The sequence below is a fragment of the Pseudarthrobacter sp. rb genome (assembly GCF_056389225.1).
This window is the reverse complement of the sequence record NZ_JBWJAR010000005.1, coordinates 78,096-102,801: the sequence shown is the minus strand read 5'-3', so window position 1 is coordinate 102,801 and position 24,706 is coordinate 78,096. Positions and strand designations below refer to the sequence as shown.

General features: G+C 67.2%; 18 protein-coding genes. 4 read left to right on the top strand and 14 right to left on the bottom strand.

Annotation, left to right across the window (positions count from 1 at the left end):
- The 7 genes from dhaK to lysS form a co-directional block, all read right to left on the bottom strand.
- On the bottom strand, positions 1 to 1,002 hold the full coding sequence (dhaK, locus tag ACWRN3_RS08735) for a dihydroxyacetone kinase subunit DhaK (protein ID WP_324643812.1): 1,002 nt from the start codon (positions 1,000 to 1,002) through the stop codon (positions 1 to 3).
- A 245-nt stretch (positions 1,003 to 1,247) separates the two neighbouring features.
- Positions 1,248 to 1,757: an amino-acid N-acetyltransferase gene (locus tag ACWRN3_RS08730; RefSeq protein WP_255174058.1), complete on the bottom strand. Its 510-nt coding sequence runs from the start codon at positions 1,755 to 1,757 to the stop codon at positions 1,248 to 1,250.
- A gap of 27 nt (positions 1,758 to 1,784) precedes the next feature.
- Complete coding sequence (locus ACWRN3_RS08725; RefSeq protein WP_476740380.1) at positions 1,785 to 3,902, bottom strand: S9 family peptidase; 2,118 nt, start codon at positions 3,900 to 3,902, stop codon at positions 1,785 to 1,787.
- Positions 3,903 to 4,020: 118 nt separating this feature from the next.
- Positions 4,021 to 6,513, bottom strand: a complete 2,493-nt coding sequence (locus ACWRN3_RS08720) for an ATP-dependent Clp protease ATP-binding subunit (RefSeq protein WP_026264823.1) — start codon at positions 6,511 to 6,513, stop codon at positions 4,021 to 4,023.
- A 345-nt stretch (positions 6,514 to 6,858) separates the two neighbouring features.
- On the bottom strand, positions 6,859 to 7,191 hold the full coding sequence (locus tag ACWRN3_RS08715) for a histone-like nucleoid-structuring protein Lsr2 (RefSeq protein ID WP_255174056.1): 333 nt from the start codon (positions 7,189 to 7,191) through the stop codon (positions 6,859 to 6,861).
- Between the two features lie 139 nt (positions 7,192 to 7,330).
- The gene (locus ACWRN3_RS08710; RefSeq protein WP_255174055.1) at positions 7,331 to 7,507 is read right to left on the bottom strand and encodes a hypothetical protein; all 177 of its coding nucleotides are present in this window, start codon (positions 7,505 to 7,507) and stop codon (positions 7,331 to 7,333) included.
- Positions 7,508 to 7,509: 2 nt separating this feature from the next.
- Positions 7,510 to 9,048 carry a lysine--tRNA ligase gene (gene lysS, locus ACWRN3_RS08705; RefSeq protein WP_159634312.1) on the bottom strand — a complete coding sequence of 513 codons (1,539 nt, stop codon included), beginning with the start codon at positions 9,046 to 9,048 and terminating at the stop codon, positions 7,510 to 7,512.
- Between the two features lie 68 nt (positions 9,049 to 9,116).
- Between lysS and ACWRN3_RS08700 the strand changes: the two genes are divergently transcribed.
- Entirely contained in the window at positions 9,117 to 10,031 is a 915-nt protein-coding gene (locus tag ACWRN3_RS08700; RefSeq protein ID WP_476740379.1) for an alpha/beta fold hydrolase, read from the top strand.
- Here ACWRN3_RS08700 and atzF read toward each other — a convergent pair.
- From atzF to ACWRN3_RS08675, 5 genes are read right to left on the bottom strand one after another with little or no spacing between them, the layout of a single operon-like run.
- Positions 10,009 to 11,871: an allophanate hydrolase gene (gene atzF, locus ACWRN3_RS08695; protein WP_476740378.1), complete on the bottom strand. Its 1,863-nt coding sequence runs from the start codon at positions 11,869 to 11,871 to the stop codon at positions 10,009 to 10,011. The two genes, ACWRN3_RS08700 and atzF, sit on opposite strands and share 23 nt — an antisense overlap.
- The gene (gene uca, locus ACWRN3_RS08690; RefSeq protein WP_476740377.1) at positions 11,868 to 15,596 is read right to left on the bottom strand and encodes an urea carboxylase; all 3,729 of its coding nucleotides are present in this window, start codon (positions 15,594 to 15,596) and stop codon (positions 11,868 to 11,870) included. The genes atzF and uca overlap by 4 nt, the downstream gene beginning before the upstream one ends.
- Complete coding sequence (locus ACWRN3_RS08685) at positions 15,593 to 16,264, bottom strand: urea amidolyase associated protein UAAP2 (protein ID WP_255174052.1); 672 nt, start codon at positions 16,262 to 16,264, stop codon at positions 15,593 to 15,595. Before ACWRN3_RS08685 ends, uca begins: the two co-directional genes overlap by 4 nt.
- The gene (locus ACWRN3_RS08680; protein ID WP_255174051.1) at positions 16,261 to 17,136 is read right to left on the bottom strand and encodes an urea amidolyase associated protein UAAP1; all 876 of its coding nucleotides are present in this window, start codon (positions 17,134 to 17,136) and stop codon (positions 16,261 to 16,263) included. Before ACWRN3_RS08680 ends, ACWRN3_RS08685 begins: the two co-directional genes overlap by 4 nt.
- Before the next feature lies 1 nt (position 17,137).
- Positions 17,138 to 18,688 (bottom strand): amino acid permease, encoded by a 1,551-nt coding sequence (locus ACWRN3_RS08675; RefSeq protein ID WP_255174050.1) that lies wholly within the window; start codon positions 18,686 to 18,688, stop codon positions 17,138 to 17,140.
- A gap of 229 nt (positions 18,689 to 18,917) precedes the next feature.
- Here ACWRN3_RS08675 and ACWRN3_RS08670 point away from each other — a divergent pair, with 229 nt between their 5' ends.
- Together ACWRN3_RS08670 and ACWRN3_RS08665 are read left to right on the top strand one after the other, a co-directional pair.
- Positions 18,918 to 19,589: a TetR/AcrR family transcriptional regulator gene (locus tag ACWRN3_RS08670; protein WP_255174049.1), complete on the top strand. Its 672-nt coding sequence runs from the start codon at positions 18,918 to 18,920 to the stop codon at positions 19,587 to 19,589.
- Between the two features lie 51 nt (positions 19,590 to 19,640).
- The gene (locus ACWRN3_RS08665) at positions 19,641 to 20,477 is read left to right on the top strand and encodes an alpha/beta fold hydrolase (RefSeq protein ID WP_255174048.1); all 837 of its coding nucleotides are present in this window, start codon (positions 19,641 to 19,643) and stop codon (positions 20,475 to 20,477) included.
- Between the two features lie 57 nt (positions 20,478 to 20,534).
- Here ACWRN3_RS08665 and ACWRN3_RS08660 read toward each other — a convergent pair whose 3' ends face one another.
- Positions 20,535 to 22,037, bottom strand: a complete 1,503-nt coding sequence (locus ACWRN3_RS08660; RefSeq protein ID WP_476740376.1) for a DHA2 family efflux MFS transporter permease subunit — start codon at positions 22,035 to 22,037, stop codon at positions 20,535 to 20,537.
- A 130-nt stretch (positions 22,038 to 22,167) separates the two neighbouring features.
- Positions 22,168 to 22,734, bottom strand: coding sequence for a type 1 glutamine amidotransferase domain-containing protein (locus ACWRN3_RS08655; protein ID WP_324643800.1), 567 nt, complete (start codon positions 22,732 to 22,734; stop codon positions 22,168 to 22,170).
- A gap of 346 nt (positions 22,735 to 23,080) precedes the next feature.
- On the opposite strand from ACWRN3_RS08655, the gene ACWRN3_RS08650 reads away from it, so the two are divergent.
- Positions 23,081 to 24,679 (top strand): HNH endonuclease signature motif containing protein, encoded by a 1,599-nt coding sequence (locus ACWRN3_RS08650; RefSeq protein WP_476740375.1) that lies wholly within the window; start codon positions 23,081 to 23,083, stop codon positions 24,677 to 24,679.
- Positions 24,680 to 24,706 lie beyond the last annotated feature (27 nt).

The following is a 24,706-nucleotide window of genomic DNA, read 5'->3' as shown; positions in this document are numbered from 1 at the left end:
CTACACGCCCCAGCGCAGGGCGGGGGTATGCACGGGAGCGTCCCAGAGTTCGGTGAGCTCGTCGTCGAGCCGGAGGACCGAGATGGAACAGCCCTGCATCTCCAGCGCGGTGATGTAGTTGCCCACCAACGAACGTTCCACCGTGGCGCCTGCATCCGCCAGCACCTGCACCGCCCGCCGGTACACGATGTAGAGCTCGCTCAGCGGGGTGCCGCCCATGCCGTTGACGAAGAGCAGCACCTTGTCGCCGGAGCTGACCCTCAGATCGGCCAGGACGGGTTCCAGCAGGCGGTTGGTGATGCTGTCCGCGTTCTCCATGGGGATCCGGTGCCTGCCGGGTTCGCCGTGGATGCCGATGCCGATCTCGATCTCATCCTCGGCGAGGTCGAAACTTGGCGTGCCTGCGTGCGGCACCGTGCAGGCTGACAGCGCAACGCCCATGGTCCTGACGTTGGCATTGACCCGTTCTCCGATGGCGGCCACGGCATCCAGGCCGTCACCACGCTCGGCAGCGGCGCCGGCGATCTTCTCCACGAGCACGGTGCCGCCCACTCCCCGGCGGCCGGCGGTGTACAGCGAGTCCTCCACGGCGACGTCGTCGTTGACCAGTACGGTCCGGACGCTTACGCCCTCAGCCTCGGCCAGTTCGGCCGCGGTCTCGAAGTTCAGGACGTCCCCGGTGTAGTTCTTGACGATATGCACGACGCCGGCACCTGAGTTGACTGCGAGGGTGGCGGGAAGGATCTGGTCCGGGGTAGGTGAGGTGAACACCGCCCCGGGCACGGCGGCGTCGAGCATGCCCCGCCCCACGTAACCGGCATGCAGCGGCTCGTGCCCGCTGCCGCCGCCTGAAACCAGCCCCACCTTGCCTGCCACTGGCGCGTCCTTGCGCGTGATGTAGGTAGGGTCTTCACTGACGGTGACCAGCCCGGCGTGTGCCAGGCCAAAGCCCTGGACAGCTTCCTGGACAACGGCTTTTGGATCGTTGATGAGTTTCTTCATGGCGGTGCTCCTGGCTGTGCTCCTGAAGGATGTGTTTCCGACCCTACTACCGGGATCGCAGGTGGCGGTAGGTTCCTCCGGCCCGGTTTTCAGTCAGCGTCCGCCGGCGACCGGTCCGGGACGCAGCAAAGGGACAGCCCCCAATAACTGTCCCTTTCCTGAGGCCCCCCACATATCGGCCTCCAATAGTTTATCCATCAATTCGAGTAAAACCAAGAGGGGTATGTCCTGGGCGGCCCCGGGGCCTATAGGGTGCGGATCATCCGGGTGTTGCCCAAGGTGTTCGGCTTGACCCGTGCCAGGTCCAGGAATTCAGCCACGCCTTCGTCGTGCGAGCGGAGAAGCTCCGAATACACTTCCGGGTCCACTGCGGACTGGTCCGCCATAACTTCGAAGCCGTGGCGCTTGAAGAAGTCCACCTCGAAGGTAAGGCAAAAGACCCGGGACACTCCGAGGGCGCGGGCTTCCTCCAGCAGGCTTTCCACCAGGACATGGCCCACGCCCTTGCCCCGCCATTGCCCGGACGCCGCGAGGGTGCGGATTTCGGCCAGGTCCTCCCACATGACGTGCAGCGCCCCGCAGCCGATCATTTCGCCGTCGCTCGACTCGGCGATGCGGAACTCCTGCAGGCTCTCGTAGTACGCCACCGTCTCCTTCGCCATAAGGATGCGTTCCTCGGCCAGGGGCGCCACCAGCTTCTTGATGGCGGGGACGTCACTGGTGCGTGCTGGGCGGATGTGGAAGGAGTCGGTCACAAAGCCATCCTACGAGGTGGCCTGGAGTTACAGCCCCAGCTCGGCCGGCAGCTCGAGCTCCTGGCCCAGGACGTTCTTCGCCAGGAACCACTCCACCACCTGGTACCAGACCTTGGCGTGCTGCGGTTGGAGGACCCAGTGGTTTTCGTCCGGGAAGTAGAGGAACCTGTGCGGGGTCTGCCCGTCCTGGTCCGCCGCCAGCCGCGATTTGGACAGCAGCTCGTACCAGAGCCGCAGGCCCTCCCCGATGGGCACCCTGTAGTCCTTGTCGCCATGGATCACCAGCATGGGCGAACCGATCTTCTCCGCGTGCAGGTGCGGTGAATTCTCCAGCGCCATCTCCTCGGTCATTTCCTTCAGCCAGTACTGCGAGGCATCTGTGGTGGGTCCGAACTGGTCCAGCGCCCACAGGCTGGCGTGGGTGACCACGGCCTTGAACCGGTCCGTGTTGCCCGCCACCCAGTTGGCCATGTACCCGCCGAAGGATCCGCCCATCGCAGCAGTCCGGGCCTCATCGATGTCCGGACGCTCCACCGCCGCGTCCGTAACGGCTATGAGGTCGGTGAACGGCGCTTTGCCCCAGGCACCCCATCCGCGCTGGATGTAGGCCTGCCCGTAGCCCGTGGACAATGCAGGGTCCGGGAGCAGCACCGCGTAGCCCTTCGCCGTCAGGAGCCAGGGATTCCACCGCCACGTCCACGCGTTCCAGGACCCCAGGGGACCGCCGTGGATCCACAGCAGCATCGGTGCGGGCTCCTCTGCTGATGCACCCTCGGGCAGGGCAAGGTAGGCAGGAACCCGGGAACCGTCCGGAGCCGTGGCGGCGATCCGCTCCAGCCGACCCGGGCGGGACGGCCGGTCGGCAGGGGCTGGAAGCCGGGTGGTTTCCCCTGTGGCCACGTCGATCCGCACTGCCTCGGGTGGGAATTCGTAGGAGCTGCGCAGGGCGTACGCATAGCGCCCTTCCGGCGAAACAACGACGTCGGAGTAGGCCGCCGCGTCCTGCGTCACCCGGGCAACACCCACCTCAGCGGCAGCCGCGGGGACGCTGACCCGGAAAACCGGCGACGCGCCGTCGTCGTCCGCCGTGACCAGGAGGGCGGAACCGTCCGGAAGCCAGGCTGCCGGCTTGGGCCAGCGGTCCCAGTCATGGGCCAACGGTTGCAACCCGGCATCCCCGGCGCTGCCGGAGACGTCCAGGAGGTGCATCCTGACCTCGGGGGCCCGCTGCGGGGTGGAATCACTTTCGCTGACCACCACCAGCGTGTTGCCGTCGGGGCTGACCGGACCCGGGAAATAGCTCATGCCCTCCTGGTCCAGGAGCACCTTGAGGCTGCCCGATGCCACATCCACCGCCACCAGGACGGACCGGCTGTCCGCCTTGGCGAGGGGTTTGGTGTAGCTGCTGTAGACGGTCTTCCCGTCCGGGCTGACCACTGTCTCGGCTTCCCTCAGCCGCGGGCCGGCATACGGAGTCAAGTTCCGCAGGACCAGGGGAGCTGTGGCGTCAACGGTTGCGGGTTTGCCGGGCCCCTTGTCCGCCCCGGCTTCCACGGCGAAGATCCGCGGCTGGCCGGGACCCAGGTCGGCGTCCCAGTACCGGACCGGGTACTCGCTGTGCAGGATGGCGGAGACCTTCCTGTCCTTGCGGGACTTGCGCCGCTCGGCGTCGTCCTCCTCATCGGCTGACCCTGCCAGAACCTCAGCCGCCACGAATGCCGCATCAGCGTTCCTGGCAGTCATCACCTTACTGACGCCGCCGGGCCGGCTGAGGACTACGCGGGCTTCCCCACCGTCGGCCGGAAGGAGCCACAGTGCATTGACCGGTTCTTCGTCGGGGCTGTCCGGGTCGGGGCGCGCGGAGGTGAAGTAGACGTCGCCGTTCGCGGCGAAAGCCGCGCCCGCTTCGCCCTTGGCGCTGCGGGTGATGCGCCGGGCGTGCTTCTGCCCCGCCGGGTCCAGCTCCCACAGGGCGGTGGCAAACTCGGTGCCCTTGCCGTTCAGGGTGGCGACGGTGGTGACCAGGCGGGAGCCGTCCGGGCTCAGCGCCAGTCCGCTTACCCGCGGGATGGACAGGTAGTGGTCGAGGTCGTGGAAAGGAGTCAGTGGTTGCTCGTCCGGGATCGCCGGATTCTGATTAGCCATGCCCCGATTCAACACGCTTTGTGGCCGCCGTCACAAACCCTAAGCCACTGACGGGTACAGAGGGCAAAACGAAAGCCCCGCCGCTCCTTGCGGAGTGGCGGGGCTTTGGCTGTGGCGCCTAGACGCTCGGGGCGATTTCCGGGATGCGCGGCTTGGCGTTGCCGGCGAAGGTGAACTTTGCGTCGTCGCCTTCGCCTTCGACATCCACCACGACGATGTCGCCGGGGTGGATCTCGCCGAAGAGGATCTTCTCGGAGAGCTGGTCCTCGATCTCGCGCTGGATGGTGCGGCGCAGCGGCCGGGCCCCCATGGCGGGATCGTAGCCGCGGGTTGCCAGGAGCACCTTGGCGGCCTTGGTGAGCTCGATGCCCATGTCCTTGTCCTTGAGGCGCTTCTCCAGGCGGGTCACGAACAGGTCCACGATCTCGATGATCTCGTCCTGGGTGAGCTGCGGGAACACCACGACGTCGTCAACACGGTTCAGGAACTCGGGGCGGAAGTGCTGCTTCAGTTCCTCCGTGACACGAGCACGCATGCGGTTGTAGCCGGTCTGCGTGTCGGTGCCGGACTGGAAGCCGGTGGCAACGCTCTTGGAGATGTCCCGGGTACCCAGGTTGGTGGTCATGATGATCACGGTGTTCTTGAAGTCCACCACTCGGCCCTGGGAGTCGGTCAGGCGGCCGTCTTCCAGGATCTGCAGCAGCGAGTTGAAGAGGTCCGCGTGGGCCTTTTCCACTTCGTCGAACAGCACCACGGAGAACGGACGGCGGCGGACCTTCTCGGTCAGCTGGCCACCCTCTTCGTAGCCCACGTAGCCCGGAGGGGCACCGAAGAGCCGCGAAACGGTGTGCTTCTCGGAGTACTCGGACATGTCCAGGGTGATGAGGGCGTCCTCTTCACCGAACAGGAACTCCGCGAGTGCCTTGGCGAGCTCGGTCTTGCCGACGCCGGTGGGGCCGGCGAAGATGAAGGAGCCACCGGGACGCTTGGGGTCCTTGAGTCCTGCACGGGTGCGGCGGATGGCCTGGGACAGTGCCTTGATGGCCTCGTCCTGGCCCACCACACGCTTGTGCAGTTCCTCTTCCATCTTGAGCAGGCGCGAGGATTCTTCCTCGGTCAGCTTGAAGACGGGGATGCCGGTGGAGTTGGCCAGCACCTCGGCGATGAGATCCTCATCCACCTCGGAGATGTCGTCCATGCCGCCGGACTTCCAGTGGCGCTCCTTCTCGGCCCGCTCGGAGATCATCTTCTGCTCCTTGTCGCGGAGCGAAGCTGCACCTTCGAAGTCCTGGGCGTCGATGGCGGATTCCTTCTCCATCTTCAGCTTGGCGATGCGCTCGTCCATGGCCTTGAGCTCCGGCGGAGCGGTCATGCGGCGGATGCGCAGGCGTGCACCGGCTTCGTCGATCAGGTCGATCGCCTTGTCCGGCAGGAAGCGGTCCGAGATGTAGCGCTCGGCCAGGCTGGCAGCGGAGGCCAGGGCGCCGTCGGTGATGGTGACGCGGTGGTGTGCCTCGTACCGGTCGCGCAGGCCCTTGAGGATCTCGATGGCGTGCGCCACGGAGGGTTCCTTGACCTGGATCGGCTGGAAGCGGCGCTCCAGCGCGGCGTCCTTCTCGATGTGCTTGCGGTACTCATCCAGCGTGGTGGCACCGATGGTCTGCAGCTCGCCGCGGGCCAGCATGGGCTTCAGGATCGAGGCTGCGTCGATGGCGCCTTCGGCGGCACCGGCACCCACCAGGGTGTGGATCTCGTCGATGAACAGGATGATGTCGCCGCGGGTGCGGATCTCCTTGAGGACCTTCTTCAGGCGCTCTTCGAAGTCACCGCGGTAACGGGAGCCTGCCACCAGGGAGCCGAGGTCCAGGGTGTACAGCTGCTTGTCGCGGATGGTCTCCGGGACGTCGCCGCGCACGATCGCCTGGGCCAGGCCCTCGACGACGGCGGTCTTGCCGACGCCGGGCTCGCCGATGAGGACCGGGTTGTTCTTGGTGCGGCGGGAAAGGACCTGCATGACGCGTTCCATTTCCTGCTCGCGCCCGATGACCGGGTCCAGCTTGTTCTCGCGCGCAGCCTGGGTCAGGTTGCGGCCGAACTGGTCCAGGACCACGGACCCGGCAGGGGCGCCCTCAGGCTGTCCGCCGCCGACGCCTGCGCCGGTGGTTTCCTTGCCCTGGTAGCCGGAAAGGAGCTGGATGACCTGCTGGCGGACCCGGTTGAGGTCGGCGCCGAGCTTGACCAGAACCTGGGCGGCAACGCCTTCACCTTCACGGATCAGGCCGAGCAGGATGTGCTCCGTGCCGATGTAGTTGTGGCCCAGCTGGAGGGCTTCGCGCAGCGAGAGCTCCAGTACCTTCTTGGCACGGGGGGTGAAGGGGATGTGGCCGGAGGGGGCCTGCTGGCCCTGTCCGATGATCTCCTGCACCTGCTCGCGAACGCCGTCGAGCGAAATGCTCAAAGACTCAAGAGCTTTGGCGGCAACGCCCTCACCCTCATGGATCAAACCCAAGAGGATGTGTTCGGTACCGATGTAATTGTGGTTCAGCATGCGTGCCTCTTCTTGGGCAAGCACAACTACGCGACGGGCACGGTCCGTAAATCGCTCAAACATTTCGCCACACTCCTAGCTACGACGTACTTTGATGCTACGTGGCCGCCCCTGAGTTGTGGAGCGTGTTCGCCACAGGGGAAACCGCGCCCCTTGCGGGAATAACGTTGCGGGCAGCCGCAGCGCGGCGCCCTGGACGGGGAAGGCGGGGCAGCAGCCGGCCCTGGCGCCCGGAAGGGACCCGGCAAACCCCTTCAATCCGGCCAGCTGCCAAGGGGCCGCTGCATCGTCCCAATTGAGTCAAATGGGCAACGGCAGACACCGCCAGTAGCAGCAATATCGGCAAATTGAAAAACCCCGCCCCGCCTGTCGGCGGTAAGCGGGGTTTCGGTGGAGCTAAAGGCGGCGCTAGGAATTTGCCTTCTGGTAGGCTTCCTGGATTTCGGCCTGAATTCGGCCGCGGCTGTTAACGGTGTACCCGTTATCCCGCGCCCATTGCCGGATTTGCGCCGAATCGTGGCTGCGGCCCCCTGTTGGCGCCTTGGTCCGCTGCGCCCGGCTTCCACCGGAAGCCTTGCGTGCAGCGTTGATGAACCTCTCCAATGAAGACCGGAGTTCAGCGGCATTGGCTGCCGACAGGTCAATCTCGTAGCTGGCCCCGTCGAGGCCAAACTTCACATTCTCGTCTGCGGATCCCCCATCCAAATCATCAACGAGGATGATGTTTACTTTCTGTGCCATTAAAGGTCTTCCTCTTGCTGGAAAGTTCGGTTTTCAGAAAAGCAGGATGTTTCCCAAAAAAAGTATGACTCTTATCTTGGCAACGCGTCAAAGCGCCTAATGGTTCCTTGGGGATAAAACCGGAAAGTAGGGGGTTTATCTATTTGGATTCCGAACCCGGACGGTCCGTAGGCTGAACCGGGAGGCCGTCCGCTTCGGCCTGGGCGCGGGCTTCCGCCTGCCGCTCGGCCTTGTCGGCGTTAAAAATCGCCTTCATGGCGAACCAGAACAGCAGTCCCACCACGAGGGAGGGAAGAATCACTGCAACGTATTCCATGATCAGTGCCCTTCGGGCTTCAGCAGGGGGAACAGGATGGTTTCGCGGATGCCGGCTCCGGTGAAGAGCATCACCAGCCGGTCGATGCCCAGGCCAATGCCGCCCATGGGAGGAGCGCCATATTCCAGGGCACGCAGGAAGTCCTCGTCAAGCTGCATTGCCTCGACGTCGCCGGCAGCCGCGTGCAGGGACTGTTCGGTGAGCCGTTCGCGCTGGATGACGGGGTCGATCAGTTCAGAGAAGGCGGTGCCGCGCTCCATGCCGCCGATGATCAGGTCCCAGGCCTCGATCAGCCGGCCGTCCTCGCGGTGCGGGCGGGCCAGCGGCTGCGCGGACGGCGGGTAGTCGTAGACGAAGGTGGGGTTCAGGAGGGTGGGCTCCACGATTTCACCGAAGAGCTCCACTGCCAGCTTCTCGGCGTCCCACTTGGGGTCAACCTTGACCTCGTGCTTGGCTGCGATTTCCCGAAGCACCTCAGCGGAAGTGTCCGGCGTGATCTCCTGCCCAACGGCGTCGGAAAGTCCGGGGTAGACGGCCAGCCAGGTCCACTCGCCGTCGAGGTTGATCTCCCCCGCCTCGGTCTGCAGGACGCGTCCGGCACCCACGGCGTCCGCGGCGTCGAGGATGATTTCCTTGATCCGCTCGGCCATGACGAACTGGTCCGCCCAGGCCTCGTAGCACTCAAGGGTGGTGAATTCGGGGCTGTGCGTGGAGTCGACGCCCTCGTTGCGGAACACGCGGCCCATGTCGTAGACGCGGTCGATCCCGCCCACCACGGCGCGCTTGAGGTACAGCTCGGTGGCGATGCGGAGGGTCATCTTCTGGTCGAAGGCGTTCATGTGGGTCTCGAACGGACGCGCCAGGGCGCCGCCGTGGACCAGGTTCAGGATGGGCGTTTCCACTTCCACGTAGCGGTGCCGGAACAGCGTTTCGCGGATGGAGCGGGTGATGGCGGCACGGGTGTAGACCATCTCGCGGGCCTCGTCCCGGACCATCAGGTCAACGTAGCGCTGGCGGACGCGGGTTTCCTCGTTCAGTTCCGCGTGCAGGACGGGCAGCGGGCGCAGTGCCTTGGAGGCCATGGACCAGGACTCGGCCATGATGGACAGTTCACCGCGGCGGGAGGAGATGACCTCGCCCTTGATGAAGACGTGGTCGCCCAGGTCAACCAGGGCCTTCCAGTCGGCGAGCGCTTCCTCGCCCACGTTGGCCAGGCTCAGCATGGCCTGCAGGCGCGTTCCCTTGCCGTCGGTGCCGCCTTCCTGCAGGGTGGCGAAGCAGAGCTTTCCGGTGTTGCGGACAAAGACCACCCGGCCGGTGACGCCCACGATGTCGCCGGTGGTGTCGTCCGCCTCGAGGTGGGCGTACTTTTCCCGGATTTCGGCGAGGGAGTGCGTGCGTTCCACTCCCACGGGGTACGCCTCCGTGCCGCGCTCAAGAAGTTTGGCGCGCTTTTCCATGCGGATCCGCATCTGCTCGCTGGCGTCGATGGGCTCTTGGGCATTCTTGGGCGCGGGGGTGTTTTGGGAAGTCACAATCATCAAGTTTACCGGGCATTGGCTGCCCCGACTTTCAGCTCCTGCGCAGGCTTGCGCCCTAGGATGGGCGGGTGAAAGAACGGGAACTTCCAACGCACGACGGCGGCAGGCTGGCTTTGTACAGCTACGGCGCCGGGGATGCGCCCGGCGAAAAGCGGGTACTGCTGATCGGTGGCGCGTTCCTCACGGCCCTGATTTACCGGCCGTTCTCCATTGCGCTGGCGAACGGCCTGGGCGACGGCTGGGCTGTTGACGTGTACGACCGGCGGGGCCGGGGCAACTCGTCCGGACAGCCCGCGGACTACTCCATGGCCACCGAAATCGAGGATGTCCGGACTGTGCTCAAAGCCACCGGAGCCCGGAATATCCTGGGCCACAGCCTGGGTGGATCGGTGGCCCTGAACGCCGTCCAGGAGTTCACCGGGACCGGGTTCGTCCCTGACAAGCTCGCCGTGTACGACGCCGCAGTGAACATCGACGGCAGCATTGACACGGGCTGGCTGGACGGATTCGAGGACGCCGTGAACAACGGCAGGGTGGGTCACGCGCTGGCGCACATGAAGAAGGCCACCAGTCCGGGCTCAGCCATGGCAAGGATCCCCGAACCGGTCCTGGCCGGCCTGATGGCGGTGTTGTCGCGGACCAAGGTCAACAGGATGTTCCAGCAGGTCATGCCCAGCGGTGTGGGAGAGCTGAGGGCGGCGTACGACGAAAAGGACCACGCCAGGGACTTCAGCGTGCTGCCCGCCGGAACCCACTTCATGGCGGGCGGAAAGAGTCCCGGTTATTACAGGGTGACGGCGGAACGGCTCCACGCAGCAGTACCGGGGAGTACCTACCAGCTGTCCCCCAAGTGCTTCCACGGCTCTATTCCAGCGGCCGTGAAGGAACTGGTGACGGACATCTCGGCGTACTTCAAGGACGAAGGTCCGGACGGGAACCCCCGTCCGGACGCTCCTGACGCTATCCCCGTTCGCCGCGGCTGAAGCCGGCGAGCGCAGCCTCGCTGAGGTCCCGCCACACTGTCCGCGGCTTCGGGGCCACGCTCCGGTCCGCCAGCCAGTCGCCCCAGGCGGTGATGTCCTCCCCGTGCCCGGCCGCCACGGCGTCGCAGGCGAATCCGACGGCGGTGGACCCATCCGCGAGCTGGATGGAGCCGAGCAGCATGGGTTCGGGGAGGGACGCCAGGAACGTCCCCAGGGCGGCCGGGGACAGCAGCCACCGTTCCCCCACGAGTTCGGCGCCGTCGTCGGACCGGTAGACGCCCGGCTTGGGCGGCGCTGTATCCAGCGACACCATCCGGTAGCGTGCAGCCGTCCGGACCGGGCCGTCCCAGAACGCGCCTCGTTCTTCCAGCTGCTGCGCCAGCGGCTGCCCCTTCCGGTGCGCGCCGACCACCACCAGCGGCACGGCCGTTGCCCCCGCGGCCACCGGCCAGGGAACGGACGACGACGGCTGGCCGGCTCCTGCGGTTGCCTCCGGGCCGGCGCCGCCCGGCACCGCCGCGGCGGCAAAGAGCGCAGGCGGGGCGGGGGTGGCTTCGATGCGGCGGGCGATGTCCGCGGCCACGGCGTCATCGAAGGTCCGGCCCACCACCGTGAGCCCGAACTGGGCGCCGTCCACCTCCCCGGCAGGGACTGCCACGGCACACAGGTCAAACAGGTTGCAGAAGTTGGTGTAGGTGCCCATCAAGGAGTTCACGCCCACCGGATCCGCTGCCACCTCGGCAAGCGTGGGGTGGAACGGCGCGGTGGGGATGAGCAGTGCGTCGAAGCCCTCGAGCCGGGCCATGGCCTTGGATTTCAGTTCCTGCAGCCGGGCGGTATCGGCCACGTACTGGTGCGCCGGCACTGTCCCGGCCGCCCGGATGATGCCGCCCACCGTGGGATCGATCCCAGCGTGGCTTTCCGTGCCGGCGTCGTAGTCCTCAAGGAAGCTCCCCACGGCGGCGTGGCGTTCGGCAACCAGCCCGCCGTCGTAAAGCAGCCGTGCAGCCTTGAGGAAGTCGTCGAATTCGATGGGGGCCATTTCCACACCGGAGGCCGTGAGACGGTCGACCTGCCGCCCAAACTCGGCAGCCCATGCCGGCGGAAGGGCCGGCAGGGTGGCCGGATACGCCACGCGCGGCCGTGATGGTGCAGCCAGCCGGACGTCCGCGGGCCAGGCCCGGGAGTTGCCGGCCATGGCACCCATGGCGAGCTCGGCGGTGACCAGCGTTCGGGCAAAGATGGTGATGGCGTCCCAGGACCGGCAGGCGGGAACCACGCCGGCCGTGGAAACGACGTCCAGCGTGGCCTTGATCCCAACAATGCCCTGCAGCCCGGCGGGGACGCGCCCGGAACCGGCCGTGTCAGTCCCGATGGCGATGTCCACCAGTCCCAGTGCCACGGCCACGGCGGACCCGGAACTGGACCCGCCGGAGATGTGGTCCGGGCGGCGCGAGTCGCGGACGGCGCCATAAGGGCTCCGGGTGCCGACCAGCCCGGTGGCGAACTGGTCCAGGTTGGTGGCGCCCAGGACCAGCGCACCCGCGGAGCGGAGGCGGGCCACGGCTTCGGCGTCCTTGTCCGGGTTGTACGCAAAGCCGGGGCAGGCCGCCGTGGTGGGGATGCCTGCCACGTCCACATTGTTTTTCACGCCGAGCAGGAGCCCGGCGAGGGGGAGGTCCGCGCCGGCGGCCACTGCGGCGTCGATTGATGCGGCCTCGGCCAGGAGATCATCCCCGCCGCGCAGCGTGATCCAGATTTCGGGCCGGTCCACGGCTTCAAGGGCGGCGAGCGCTGCCTTAACGCGCCGGGTGGCGTTGCCGGTGATTCTGGTGCTCATACTGCTGCCTCTTCCAGTTCCAGCGTTTCCAGCCCTGCAGGCTCAGTGGTGGCGCCAAGGACCACCACTGCCTCGCCGGCCACCACCTGCGAACCCGCGGTGGGCAGGACGCGGAGCACCACGCCGTCGCAGGGCGCTTCGAGGACTGTTTCCATCTTCATGGCCTCCAGGGACACCAGCGGCTGGCCTTTGACCACGTGGTCCCCAGCCGCAACGTCCACCTTCCAGACGCTGGCCGCGAAGGGGGCGGAGACCAGTGCGCCGTCGTCGGGAACGTCCACGTCGTCCACTACGGGAGTGACGGCGGCGGCGAGCGCCTCCGCCCGGTCGAACTCGCCGGCGTCGGCCCATGCCTGCCGTTCCACGGCGAAGGCGGCGCCCTGCTTTTCCCGGAACAGGTCGATTGACTCACGGTTTTCGGCCAGGAACGCCTCATGCTCGGCAAGGGAGAAGGTTCCCTCCTCGATCTCCACGCCACGGCCGCGACCAGCTGCCATGTCGGCCCGCAAGTCCAGGAGTTCCTCGGGGCTGACGGGGTACCAGGAGATCCGGTCGAAGAAGCGCAGCAGCCACGGCGACCCGGGTTCGAAGGGAGCGGAGTCCGCGTAGCGCGACCACACCTGGGTGGTGCGGCCCACGAACTGGTAGCCGCCGGGGCCCTCCATGCCGTAGATGCACATGTACGCCCCGCCGATGCCCACGGCGTTCTCCGGGGTCCAGGTGCGGGCCGGGTTGTACTTGGTGGTGACCAGCCGGTGCCGCGGGTCCAGCGGAGTGGCCACCGGCGCGCCGAGGTATACGTCGCCCAGTCCCAGGACCAGGTACTCGGCGTTGAAGACGGTGTCGAAAACGTCGTTGACCGAATCCAGGCCGTTGATCCGGCGGATGAATTCGATGTTCCAGGGGCACCACGGAGCGTCGTCCCGGACGCCTGCCATATACCGCTCAATGGCCTCGCGGGTAGCAGGATCATCCCAGGACAGCGGCAGCCGGACCGTACGGCTGGGAACCACAAGTTCGGAGCTCGCCGGCAGGGCGGCCTCAATCTGCTGGACCAGGTCCAGCAGCCGGGTGGTGGACAGGACGGACGGGTCCACCTTGATCTGCAGGGAGCGGATACCCGGGGTGAGGTCCACGATGCCGGGCACGCGAAGCGCCTCTATGTGCTGGTGCAGGGCGTGGACGCGGGCGCGCAGGCCAAGGTCCAGGACCATCTCGCCGTATTCGACCAGCAGGTTGTCGTCTCCTGACCGGCGGTAGGTGACCGCGGGCCGGCCGGAACCTTCCGGCACCCGGCCCAGCACGCCGTCGTCGCCATCCCCGCGGACGGGGCGCGGGACGGCGCGGCCGACCACCTGAGCTGGCGTGGACGGGTTCGCTGGCCAGTCAGCGCCGCCGGGGAGGACGAGCTGGCGGCCCGGACCCAGGTCCTTGGCCGACGGCGCCCGGCCGGCTTCGATGGGCACGAACCGGACTTTGTCTCCGGGCCGGAGCTGGCCGAGCTTCCAGCGTTCGGCCGTCACCACGGTGACAGGGCAGACGAAGCCGCCCAGGCTGGGGCCGTCCGGGCCGAGCAGGATGGGGGTGTCGCCGGTGAAGTCCAGGGCGCCCACGGAGTAGGCGGTGTCGTGGATGTTGGACGGGTGCAGGCCTGCCTCGCCGCCGTCGCTCCGGGCCCAGCGGGGCTTGGGGCCGATCAGCCGGACGCCGGTGCGGGCGGAGTTGAAGTGCACTTCGTACTCCGCGGCATACAGCTCGTCGATGTCTTCGCGCTGGAAGAATTCGGGGGCACCGTGAGGGCCTTCGGCCACGGCCAGTTCCCAGGTGGAGGTGAGGGCCGGACGGCTGTCCAGGGGCACCGCAGTTTCGGTGCCGTGACCCGCGGGGCCCTTGACCGCGCGGAGCACATCGCCCGCGCGCAGGACCCGCCCTGCGTGGCCGCCGAACTGGCCCAAGGTGAAGGTGGACGCACTGCCCAGGTACTGCGGGATGTCCAGGCCGCCCTGGAACAGGATGTAGCCGCGCAGGCCGTTCCCGGTGGCCGTGCCGGCGTCGAGCGTTCCACCCGCGGGCACCGTGACCGGGGTCCAGGCGGGCACCTCTGCCCCGTCAACCGTCACCGTCACGTCCGCCCCGGTGACGCAGATGGTGGTGGCGTGGGTGAAGGTCAGGCTGGGGCCGGTCATGGTGAACTCCAGGCCCGGCGCGCCCTCCGGATTGCCCAGGGCGGTGTTGCCCAGGCGGAAGGACAGGTCATCCATGGGGCCGCTGGGCGGGACACCGATCTGCCAGAGGCCGGTGCGGCCGGGCCAGTCCTGCACGCTGGTCTGCAGGCCGGGGCGGTTCACGGTGACGCGCGGCTCCGGGTCACCAACGCTGTCAAGGGTGCTGGTGGAGTGCCCCACGCTGCGGACCACGTCCATGCCGCTGACCGCCCGGAGCAGCCCTAAGTTGGTCTCGATGCCGTCGATCCGGGTGTTCTCCAGGGCTGCGGCGAGCCGGTCGAAGGCCTCGGCGCGGCTTGCGCCGGAGGTGATGATCTTGCCCAGGAGGGGATCGTAATTGGTGGAAACGTCGGTGCCGGTTTCCACCCAGGCGTCCACCCGCGCTGCTCCTGCCGCGGGGAAGGCGGCGTTGGTGACGGTTCCGGCGCTGGGCTGGAACCCGCGGGCCGGGTCCTCCGCGTAGACGCGGGCTTCCACGGCGTGGCCGGATACCGGCAGCGCGGCCGGCACGTTGTCCAGGACAGCCCGCGCTGCGTTCCCGCCCTGGGCCAGGCGGAGCATCCATTCCACCAGGTCCACGCCGGTGACGGCCTCGGTCACGGGGTGCTCCACCTGGAGGCGGGCGTTGACTTCCAGGAAGGAGGCTTCCTGGCGGGCAGAATCGTAGACGAACTCCACGGTGCCGGCGGAGCGGTAGTTAAGGGAAGCGCAGAGGGCCCGGGAGGTGCGGTGCAGTTCCGCACGGAGTTCGCCGGGCAGGTCCGGTGCCGGAGCTTCCTCCAGGACTTTCTGGTGGCGGCGCTGCAGCGAGCAGTCGCGGTCGCCAAGGCTGACCACGCGGCCTTCGCCGTCGCCGAAGACCTGGACCTCGATATGCCGGGCGTTTTCGACGTACCGTTCGGCGAAGACGCCGGCGGTTCCGAAGCTGGCGCCGGCCAGGCGGGCCACGCGGGGGAAGCTTTCAGCGAGCTCGGTTTCGGACCGGCATACGGTCATGCCGATGCCGCCGCCTCCGCCGGTGGCCTTGAGCATGAGCGGGAAACCGATCGTCCTGCCGGCTTCGACGGCGGCGTCCACATTCTCCAGCAGCCCGGAACCGGCGATCATGGGCACCTCGGCCGCCCGGGCGGCGTCGCGCGCTGTGTGCTTGGTGCCGAAGATCCGCAGTTGCTCAGGGGTGGGACCCACGAACACCAGGCCCGCTGCCTCCACGGCCTCAGCGAAGGCCGCGTCCTCCGACAGGAAGCCGTAGCCGGGGTGGATGGCGCCGGCGCCGGTTGCCTTCGCTGCGTCCAGGATCGCGTCGACGCGGAGGTAGGACTCCTTGGCGGGGGCGGGGCCCAGGAGCACTGCCTCGTCGGCGAGCCGCACGTGCTTGGCGCCGCGGTCCGCCTCGGAGAAGACCGCCACGGTACGCAGGCCCAGCTTCTTCGCGGATTCGATGATTCGGCAGGCGATTTCGCCGCGGTTGGCGATCAGGAGGGTGTCGAAGTTGTTCACTTGGCTGCCTCCGGCCGGGTGACGATCATGCGGACGGGGGTGGGGTTGAAGCCGTTGCAGGGGTTGTTGACCTGCGGGCAGTTGGAGACCAGCACCAGGGTGTCCACCTCGGCCTTCAGGGCTACGCGCTTGCCGGGGGCGGAGAGTCCGTCGACGATGCCCAGGGCGCCGTCCGGGTCCACGGGGACGTTCATGAACCAGTTGATGTTGGAGACAAGGTCACGCTTGCCGAGGCCCCAGCGGGAGCCCTCAATCAGGAAGTTCTCCACGCAGGCGTGCTGTTCGCGGGTGTGCTGGCCGTACCGGAGGGTGTTGGATTCCTGCGAGCAGGCGCCGCCGATGGTGTCGTGCACGCCCACTTCGTCCGCTACAACGGTCATCAGGGCGGCGCCAGTGTCTGCCCGCAGGACAGAGCCGGTGGTGAGGACGATCGACTGCTGCGCGGCGATCGTGGTGGCGGCGGAGTACCGCACGGCGGTGTCGGCCGCGGCGTACAGCAGGCAGTCCACGGCCTGGTTGCCTTCCAGGTCCACGATGGTCAGCACGTCTCCGGCCGCCACCACGGCCGACCAGGGACCCCGGGCCTCGACGAATTCATCCAGGATCACGGTGCCGGCAGCGAGGGCGGTGTGGGCAGCGTCCGGGCGGGTATCAATGACGGTGTTCATCGGGCGTTCCTTGCGGTGAGGTCGTGTTCGGTGTTGCGGAGGGCCTGCAGGTGTTCCGGGCTGAGCGGGCCAGACAGGCTGCCTGCCGCCAGCGCGTCCAGGTCCTGCGGGGCGTGCCAGGCGAGGATGTCGACGGCGGTCCCGGTGAAATCCGGGCGGGGATCCAGCGGGTGGGCGGTGTTGGCGAGCACCAGCACCGCGTCCATCTGGAGAAGGAGTTCGACGGCGGCGCCCGGCCCGGCGCTGCCGGTGAAGGTGATGCTTCCGGCCGGGTCAACGGTGATGCCCTTGAAGAGCGAGAGCGACGGCGCCACGTCCCGGGTGCCCAGGCCGTTCTTGAGGGCGCCCAGGGTCAGCAGTTCGCGGGCGGCCGGTGAGGCGCTGTGGACGGTCCCGGCCCCGTACTTGGCCGTGTTGCCTGCCAGGGTGGTGGCGCCGGTCAGGGCGTCGTGCCGGCTGGAGGTGTCCGCGACGATGGTGGCCATCAGGCGGCCTGCGTCGGACAGCAGCGGGTGGCCGGTGGCGGGGTAGGCCTGCCACGGGACCTTGACGGTATCGGCGATGTTGAGGCGTTCGTGCAGGGCCCCGGTCCGGTACAGAAGGGTGTGTACGCATGCATCGCCGGCGGTATCGGTGATCCGGACCCGGGTGCCGCGGGCCAGCACCATGGTGGTGTAGCGGCCAAAGGCGAGGGACTCCGCCCAAACGGGGGACGCGCCGTCGGGCATTCCGGCCAGCAGGCGGGCCGGCGCCGAAGCTGCCGGGACGAAGCGCATGCTCTCCGCGGTCTTGCCGTGCTGTTCCCGGGCGTGGGCGCGGGCGCCGGCAGTGGTTGCGGTACCGGCAACTGGTGTTTCGATGGTCTGTGTCATGTCAGTCCTGTAGGTCGTGGAATGTTGTGCGGGATCCGGGATTGGCCGCTCCGGCCTTCGCGGCGAGGTTCCGGCCGCGGACCCAGAGGCCCAGGAGCAGGACGGCCGTGACCATCAGCGGCGCGGACCAGAGGAGGAGCCCGTTTTCACCGGAAGGGTCGTAGACCTCAGGCCGCGGCCAGGCGAGGTTGACCACCATGACTGCGCCGTAGAGCACTGCGAGGATGTTGACCGGCAGGCCCCAGCGGCCCAGTGAGAAGAGGCCCGCGGGCATGGCCTGTCCCACCCGGTCCCAGTCGCCGCGGAGGCGGTTGATGAGCTGCGGGACGGTGACCAGGAGGTAGGCGAGGTACACCATCACGATGCAGACGCTGCAGAGGGTGGTGAACAGGGCGGCGTTGCCTACGTTGATGGCGAGCACGCCCACTGCCAGGGCGCCGATCACGATCGAGGGCCACATGGGGGTGCCGCGGGTGGGGTGCACGGAGGAAAGGAGGCGCGACGCCGGGAGCTTGCCGTCGCGGGCCATGGAGAACACCAGGCGGGAACCTGCAGTCTGGATTGCCAGGGTGCAGACGAAGATGGCGATGGCCACGTCCACCAGCAGGACCTTGCCCCAGAAGGTGCCCAGGACGGCGGTGAGGACGTAGGGCAGGCCTTCGGTGGCGAGGCGGCCGTCGTCCAGGCTGGGGGCGGCCATCAGGGCGGTGATGATCATCAGTGCGCCGCCGAGGCCGGAGATGAGCAGGGCGGAGAGGATGGTCCGTGGGGCGGTGCGGCGCGGGTCCTTGGTTTCCTCGGACAGCTCGCCGGCGGAGTTGAAGCCCACCATGACGTAGGCGGCCATGAGTCCGGAGACCAGGAAGGCTCCCACGGCGCCGAGGTCCGATCCCTGCAGCACCGTGGTGTCCGCAACGACGTCCGGTCCGCGCTGGGCGGCGCTGACGAGTGCCAGGATGACAGCCGCGACGCCGACGATTTCGCAGGTGACGCCCACGGAGTTCACGTGCGCCATCAGCTTCACGCCCAGCGAGTTGATGATGGTGGTGGCCACCAGGAGCACGGCACCCAGGACCACGGCGTTCGAAGCCCCGGTCACGGTGTTGAGGGCGGGGTCGCCGCCCACCACCTGGAAGCCGTCCCACAGCTGGGGCAGGACCACCTGCAGGGCGATGGCGGCGGCAGCGGCGGTGACCACCTGCGCGATGGCCATGAACCAGCCGGCGAACCAGCCCACGCCCTCTCCCCCGACGCGGCGCGCCCACTGGTACACGGCTCCGGAGAGCGGGTAGCGGGCTGCGAGTTCGGCGAAGTTCAGGGCCACCAGCAGCTGTCCCACCAGGACAACGGGCCAGGTCCAGAAAAACGCGGGTCCGGCAAAGGAATAGCCGAAGGCGAAGAGCTGGAAGATGGTGGTGAGGATGGAAACGAAGGAGAAGCCGGCGGCAAAGGAAGCGTAGCGGCCGAGCTTGCGGTGGAGGGTGGGCTGGTAGCCAAGGGACGTCAGGTCGGCATCGTCCTGGTGGACGGTGGGGAGGACGGTTGATGTCATCGGGAATCTCCGGGGCTGGAAAGGGTTCATGGGGGCAAAGCCTCCCGGCACCGCAGCGCTCGGCCGAAGGCTGCTGATTACCGGTCAATTGATAGTTTTCCAGTGGGATGTCCCCAAACAGTTTCGCCTCTGTAAAAGGCGGATAGACATCTTGTTTCGGCCAGATTTCCGTCCCCTCACCACGTCCGGGCGTCATTTCCGCCGCGCCCGGCAATGCAAGAATGGGGCCGTGACTTCAGCCGGACCGGGCCGCCCCCGCCACCAGCAGCCCTCGCGGCCAGGTGCCACCGCCCGCGAGGAAATACTCGACGCAGCGGCGGAGCTCTTCACCACGCAAGGCTTCGCCAGCACCTCCACCCGGTCCATTGCGGATGCCGTGGGAATCCGGCAGTCGTCCCTCTACCACCACTTCAAAACCAAGGACGACATCCTCGAGGACCTGCTGGAGGGGACGGTGTCCGGCGGCCTGACGTTCGCGCGCGCAGTGGCGGCCCTCCCTGCCGGGACCCCGGAAACCGATGGCCCGGCTGGGAGCCGGCTGCACGCCGTCGCACTTTATGACGGCACCCAGCTGTGCAATGCCCGGTGGAACCTTGGCGTCCTGTACCACCTGCCGGAGGTGCGGAGTACGCGCTTTGCCCGGTTCCTGAACGACCGGCAGGAGCTCCGGCACCTGTACGGTGAGCTGGGCGGCGGCCTGTCAGCCACCGCGGCGGGACCGGACGGCGGCGACTTCACCTTCCGCCTGGTCGAATCCCTGATCTACCTCCGGGCGGACGGGGCGGTTGGTCCGGACTCGCCTATGCAGGCGGCCGATGCCGGCCTGATCCTCTGCGGGCTGGGCGGGAAGCTGCCGGCCATCCGCGCTGCGAGCCGGTCCCTCATTGACCGGCTGGCCTGAGCCGACGGGTTCCGGGATGCCTGCAACCACTTGCTCGGCTAGGCTCGGAGCATGACGCGAGAGAACATCAGGACCCCCGACGGCGGCACGATTGAGCTCTTCTCCACCGGCGCGGAACTGGCGTCGGCCGGGTCCGGCGTCGTGGTGGTGCCGCCCTCCATGGTGACGGCCGCGGACTACACGAAGTTCGCCCAGAAGTTGAGCGCCGCCCTGGGCCGGCCGGTCCACACGTTCAACCGGCGCGGCCGCGGCTCGTCGTCGCCGCAGCCCGAGGACTACACGCTGGACGTGGACATCCGGGACTTGGACACGGTCATGAAGCACACCTCCAGCACGGACGTCTTTGGACACAGCTTCGGCGGAGCAGTTGCCCTGCACGCCGCGCGGACGCTCCCGGTGGAACGGCTCGCCGTCTACGATCCCGCAGTCTCCGTGAATGGCAGCGTCACTGCCAGCTGGATTGCCGAGTACGAACGCGCCATCGCCGCCGGCGACCATGACCGCGCCCTGGCCGTCATCCAGCGCGGCCTGGAAGCGGGCGGCTCCTTCTCCTCGCGCATGCCGCTCTCCATGCTGACCCTCGCCAACAAACTGACCGCGGGCACCACGGAAGGAAAGCAGCAGCGCGAGCTGATGCGTACCGGCGTCCGCGAAATCAAGGCCATCATTGCCGCGGACATGCCGGCCGAACCGTTCCAGGCACTGCCCCTGGAGACGCTGATCGTGGTGGGCGAAAAGAGCCCGGCCTACTTCGGCATCGCCTGCGGCCAGATCCACGACGTGCTCTCCGGCTCCAGCTACACCATCCTGCCCGGCTTCGGCCACGACGGCGCCATCAAGGCTCCGGACAAGCTGATCAAGGAACTGAGCGACTTCTTCTCCGGCTAAGTACTGCCGGTGCGGCGCTGGACTATTGTCCTTCGCCGGCCAGTGTTTCTCCGCTGGCTAATGTCCTGCGCCGTGGCCCGGGCCGGCACCTTCGGTCTTGCGCATCATCGCGGACAGTACGACGGCGGCAAAGGCTATGACGGTTGCCGTCATGAAGGCGGCGCTCATCCCAGCGACGAGTCCCGACGCCGCGCTCACCACAGCGAAGATGGATACCAGCAGCGCCGTGCCCGCCGCGCCGGCCACCTGCTGCGTGGTGCTCATGATCGCGGAGCCGTGGGAGTAAAGGTGCGGCGGCAGCGGGTTCAGGCCTGTGGTGAAGGCCGGGGTGAACAGCAGCGCCAGGCCGAAACTCAGCGTCACGTGCAGGGTGATGATCCACCAAACCGCTGTGCCGGCGTCGAGCATTGAAAATTGCCAAAGGGCAACCACCATCAGGATGGAGCCGGTGACGGTGAGTGGCAGCGGGCCTACCTTGTCGAACGCGCGGCCGATGACGGGGCCCAGGAGTCCCATGGCCAGGCCGCCGGGAAGCAGCGCAAGGCCGGTCTCGAGCGACCCCAGGCCGCGGACTTCCTGCAGGTAGAGCGGGAGCAGGATGACGCCGCCGAACAGCGCCATCATGGCCACCACCATCAGCAGGACCGAGACGGTGAACATCCGGAAGTTGAACGCGCGAAGATCCAGCAGCGGCGCGGCGGCCTTCTGGAGCCGGACCTGGCGCAGTACGAATACCGTGAGCGCTGCGACGCCGATGACAAGGGCCGCAATGGCACCGGCACCCGGTCCCGCCTGGCCGCCGTGGCCACCGCCGATCTGACTGAGCCCGTAGACCAGGCCGCCGAAAGCCGGGACGGTGAGGACAACGGACAAGACGTCGAGCTTGCCCTTCTCCACCTCACCCACGTTGGTAAGGTACTTGGCGCCGATGGCCAGCGCGGCGAGGGCCACGGGCAGGACGAAGACGAACATGAAGCGCCAGGTGAAATGCTCAAGGATCAGCCCGGAGACGGTGGGGCCCATGGCCGGTGCCACCGAGATGGCAATGCTCACGTTGCCCATGACGGCGCCACGTTTGGCAAGCGGGACCAGGGTGAGGATGGTGGTCATCAGCAGCGGCAGCATGATGGCGGTACCACCGGCCTGGACGATCCGTGCCAGGAGCAGGACCTCGAATCCGGGGGCCACCGCGGCCAGTGTTGTTCCGCCCGCGAACAGGCCCATGGCCAGCATGAAGACGGCCCGCGTGGAGAGGCGCTGGAGGATGAAGCCGGTGGTGGGAATGACCACGGCCATGGTGAGCATAAATCCTGTGGACAGCCACTGGACGGTGGGCGCGTCCACCCGGAGGTCCACCATGAGCCGCTGCAGGGCAACATTCATGATGGTCTCGTTGAGGATCACCACGAACGTCGCCACCAGCAGCGTGCTGATGATGGTCACGGACTCCCGGGACATCTTCTCCGGGGCGGCGGGCAGGGTTCCTTGGCGGACTCCTTCGCCGAGTCCTTGGTCAGGGGCGGGCTGTCCGCTGGCGTTCGGAGAGACTTCGGTAGACATGGGTGTTCCCTCAGGGGTGTTTTAAGAGTGGTGCGCGGTCGGCGCCGCTGCAGATTCCAACACTCTACCCGCTGGAGTAATTCCTCCGCATGGGTTCTTTTTACCCCTGAGGGAACATTAGGGATTTGCTTTAGGCGGTCTGCCCTGCGTGCTGGCCTTCGGAGATTTCTTCCACCAGCTTGTTGTTGAACGCCGGGAGGTCATCAGGGTTCCGGCTGGTCACCAGGCCCTGGTCAACCACCACTTCCTGGTCCGTCCAGTTGGCGCCCGCGTTCTTCAGGTCGGTTTCGAGCGTGAAGTAGGACGTGACATTCCTGCCCCGGATGACTCCGGCCTCGATGAGCAGCCACGGTCCATGGCAGATCGATGCCACGGGCTTGTGCTGCTCGAAGAAGCTCCGCGTGAAGCTCTGGGCGTCCTTGTCGACGCGAAGGTGGTCGGCGTTCACCACGCCACCCGGGAGTACCAGCGCGTCGAAGTCCGAGGCGTTCGCTTCCGCGACAGTCAGGTCAACGTCGAACGTGTCGCCCTTCTCCGTGCCGTTGTAGCCCTGCAGCTTGCCGTTCTTCGGCGCCACCAGGGTGGGCTCGCCGCCGGCGTCCTTCACTGCCTGCCAGGGACTGGTGAGCTCTACCTGCTCCACTCCGTCAGTCAGCAGGAATGCGACCTTCTTGCCTGCGATGCTGTGCTCTGACATTGTTCCTCCTCGCTGGAGTGGGCCGGCCGGCCTTTGGGCGCGCCGGGTCCCGCTCGAGAGTTGATTGCCTGACGCATTCCAGCCTAGGAAAGACAAAAGTAATAAGCAAGCTGACTATCTGCATCGACTCCCCGTACCCGAGTCGGCTGCTGCGCGCGAAAAGGAATCTGCGCTGCGCAGATTCCTTTTCGCTGGGGGTATTAGGGGCGCGGGAAGTAATTCGCGCAGCGGGAACGCGCACGACGGCGGCGCACTGCTTTTTGGACTTGGGCGCCTTTGGCTGGGGTTGGCCTTGGTGGCCAGGGTTCCCGGCGTAAATGTCAGTGGGTCATTGGATGATGTCGGTATGGGAATCGGCGGTGGTGCTGGGGTGGCTTTGGAGGGTGTCCACGCCTCTGTTGCTGCCCTGCACGCGTTGGAGAAAGAGGACTCTTTCCTCGCTTCCGGGGCTCATGTTGCTGCCGGTGTGGATGTTGGTGCCGGTATAGATGTATTGCAGCGACGGTATGGGATCAGGCTGGAAAAACTGGAGCTTATGGCCCGGCTGGAGGCGCAGCTCGCTGCGGTGAAGGCACAGGACGCCGCTGAGGCCGTTGAGTTCCAGCAGGCGATGACGCCGCCGGACGCATCCGTACAGGACCGCACGTACGCTGACATGTCCGTGGTGGAGGAGATCGCGGGAGTCCTGACCATCAGTTCCGCGGCCGCGGGCGCTTTAGTGGAGCAGTCACGGCGGATCTGTTCCCTGCCACCCGTCATGGACGCACTGGCCGCCGGCGTGTTGTCCTGGCAGCACGCCCGCATCATTGCCGACGAAAGCGAAGGCCTCACCTCCGAGGGCGCGGCGTCTCTGGTGGCGCACTTCTTCGACCCGGCTGCGCCGAACCCCGCCCGGGGTGCCGCCCCCGGCGAACTCGTCCCGTCACGGTTCCGGGCCAAGGTCCGTGGGTGGCGGGAACGCCACCACCCGGAATCGATCGAGAAGCGCCATGCAAAGGGCGTGGCGGATCGGCGGATGGAATACACCCCGGACAAGGACGGCATGGCCTGGGTCTCCCTCTGCCTGCCCGGGGACACCGCGTGCGCCATCTGGAACCGGACCACCGCTATCGCCCGTGGCCTGCAGGGACCGGACGAAGAGCGCACCCTCACCCAACTCCGCCCCGACATCGCCGCATCCCTGCTCCTCGGCGCCGGGCACACCACACAAACCGGGAAACCCACAGAGATCGGGAAGGTCCCTGCGCCGCGGGCCGATGTCCTGGTCATCGTGCCGGTGTTCTCGCTCCTCGGCCTCACCGACGAGGCCGCCGTACTGGATGGTTTCGGGCCGATCCCGGCATCCGTGGCACGGCGGCTGGTCGCGGACGGGGCGGACTCTTTCTACCGGGTCCTCGTCGACCCCCGCAACGGGGCAGCACTGGAAATCGGCCGCACACGTTACCGGCTCACCGAAACCATCAAACGCTGGATCAGGATGCGGGATGCCAAGTGCACCTTTCCCGGCTGCACCAACCGCACCCCCGACAACGACACCGACCACCTAAAAGCATGGGAACACGGCGGCACCACCAACGTCAGCAACCTCGCACAGCTCTGCCCCAAACACCACCGGCTCAAGCACCACAGCCCATGGACACCCGACCCCGCAACCGAAAACAATCCGCCCGGCTGGACCTCACCAACAGGCAGGCACTACAACGCCGAACAACAGGATGCCGAACCAACCCCCTGGCCACCAGGAACCTGGCCGCAATGGCCGCAGTGGGCCGTGCCCCGTGAATGCCGGTGCCTCGACCCGCACCCCGAAGACCTTCCGCAGTGGGAACCAGACGACGCCAGATACGTGGACCTCAACGACCTGCCGGCCAGCGATCCAGTCTGGGCCGAATTCCTCGCCACCTCATTCGCCCTGTTCCCGGACGCCATAGGGGCCCGGCCGTAGGCTGTCACGGTCGGTGCTGAAGCCCGT

What these genes read in the sequence shown, in the direction of transcription:
- ACWRN3_RS08665 (WP_255174048.1), top strand. Translation starts at nt 19,641, where the DNA reads ATGACGCGAGAGAACATCAGGACCCCCGACGGCGGCACGATTGAGCTC.
- ACWRN3_RS08715 (WP_255174056.1), bottom strand. Translation starts at nt 7,191, where the DNA reads ATGGCACAGAAAGTAAACATCATCCTCGTTGATGATTTGGATGGGGGA.
- dhaK (WP_324643812.1), bottom strand. Translation starts at nt 1,002, where the DNA reads ATGAAGAAACTCATCAACGATCCAAAAGCCGTTGTCCAGGAAGCTGTC.
- ACWRN3_RS08725 (WP_476740380.1), bottom strand. Translation starts at nt 3,902, where the DNA reads ATGGCTAATCAGAATCCGGCGATCCCGGACGAGCAACCACTGACTCCT.
- lysS (WP_159634312.1), bottom strand. Translation starts at nt 9,048, where the DNA reads ATGATTGTGACTTCCCAAAACACCCCCGCGCCCAAGAATGCCCAAGAG.
- ACWRN3_RS08685 (WP_255174052.1), bottom strand. Translation starts at nt 16,264, where the DNA reads ATGAACACCGTCATTGATACCCGCCCGGACGCTGCCCACACCGCCCTC.
- ACWRN3_RS08720 (WP_026264823.1), bottom strand. Translation starts at nt 6,513, where the DNA reads ATGTTTGAGCGATTTACGGACCGTGCCCGTCGCGTAGTTGTGCTTGCC.
- ACWRN3_RS08660 (WP_476740376.1), bottom strand. Translation starts at nt 22,037, where the DNA reads ATGTCTACCGAAGTCTCTCCGAACGCCAGCGGACAGCCCGCCCCTGAC.
- ACWRN3_RS08680 (WP_255174051.1), bottom strand. Translation starts at nt 17,136, where the DNA reads ATGACACAGACCATCGAAACACCAGTTGCCGGTACCGCAACCACTGCC.
- ACWRN3_RS08650 (WP_476740375.1), top strand. Translation starts at nt 23,081, where the DNA reads ATGGGAATCGGCGGTGGTGCTGGGGTGGCTTTGGAGGGTGTCCACGCC.
- ACWRN3_RS08675 (WP_255174050.1), bottom strand. Translation starts at nt 18,688, where the DNA reads ATGACATCAACCGTCCTCCCCACCGTCCACCAGGACGATGCCGACCTG.
- ACWRN3_RS08655 (WP_324643800.1), bottom strand. Translation starts at nt 22,734, where the DNA reads ATGTCAGAGCACAGCATCGCAGGCAAGAAGGTCGCATTCCTGCTGACT.
- ACWRN3_RS08710 (WP_255174055.1), bottom strand. Translation starts at nt 7,507, where the DNA reads ATGGAATACGTTGCAGTGATTCTTCCCTCCCTCGTGGTGGGACTGCTG.
- atzF (WP_476740378.1), bottom strand. Translation starts at nt 11,871, where the DNA reads ATGAGCACCAGAATCACCGGCAACGCCACCCGGCGCGTTAAGGCAGCG.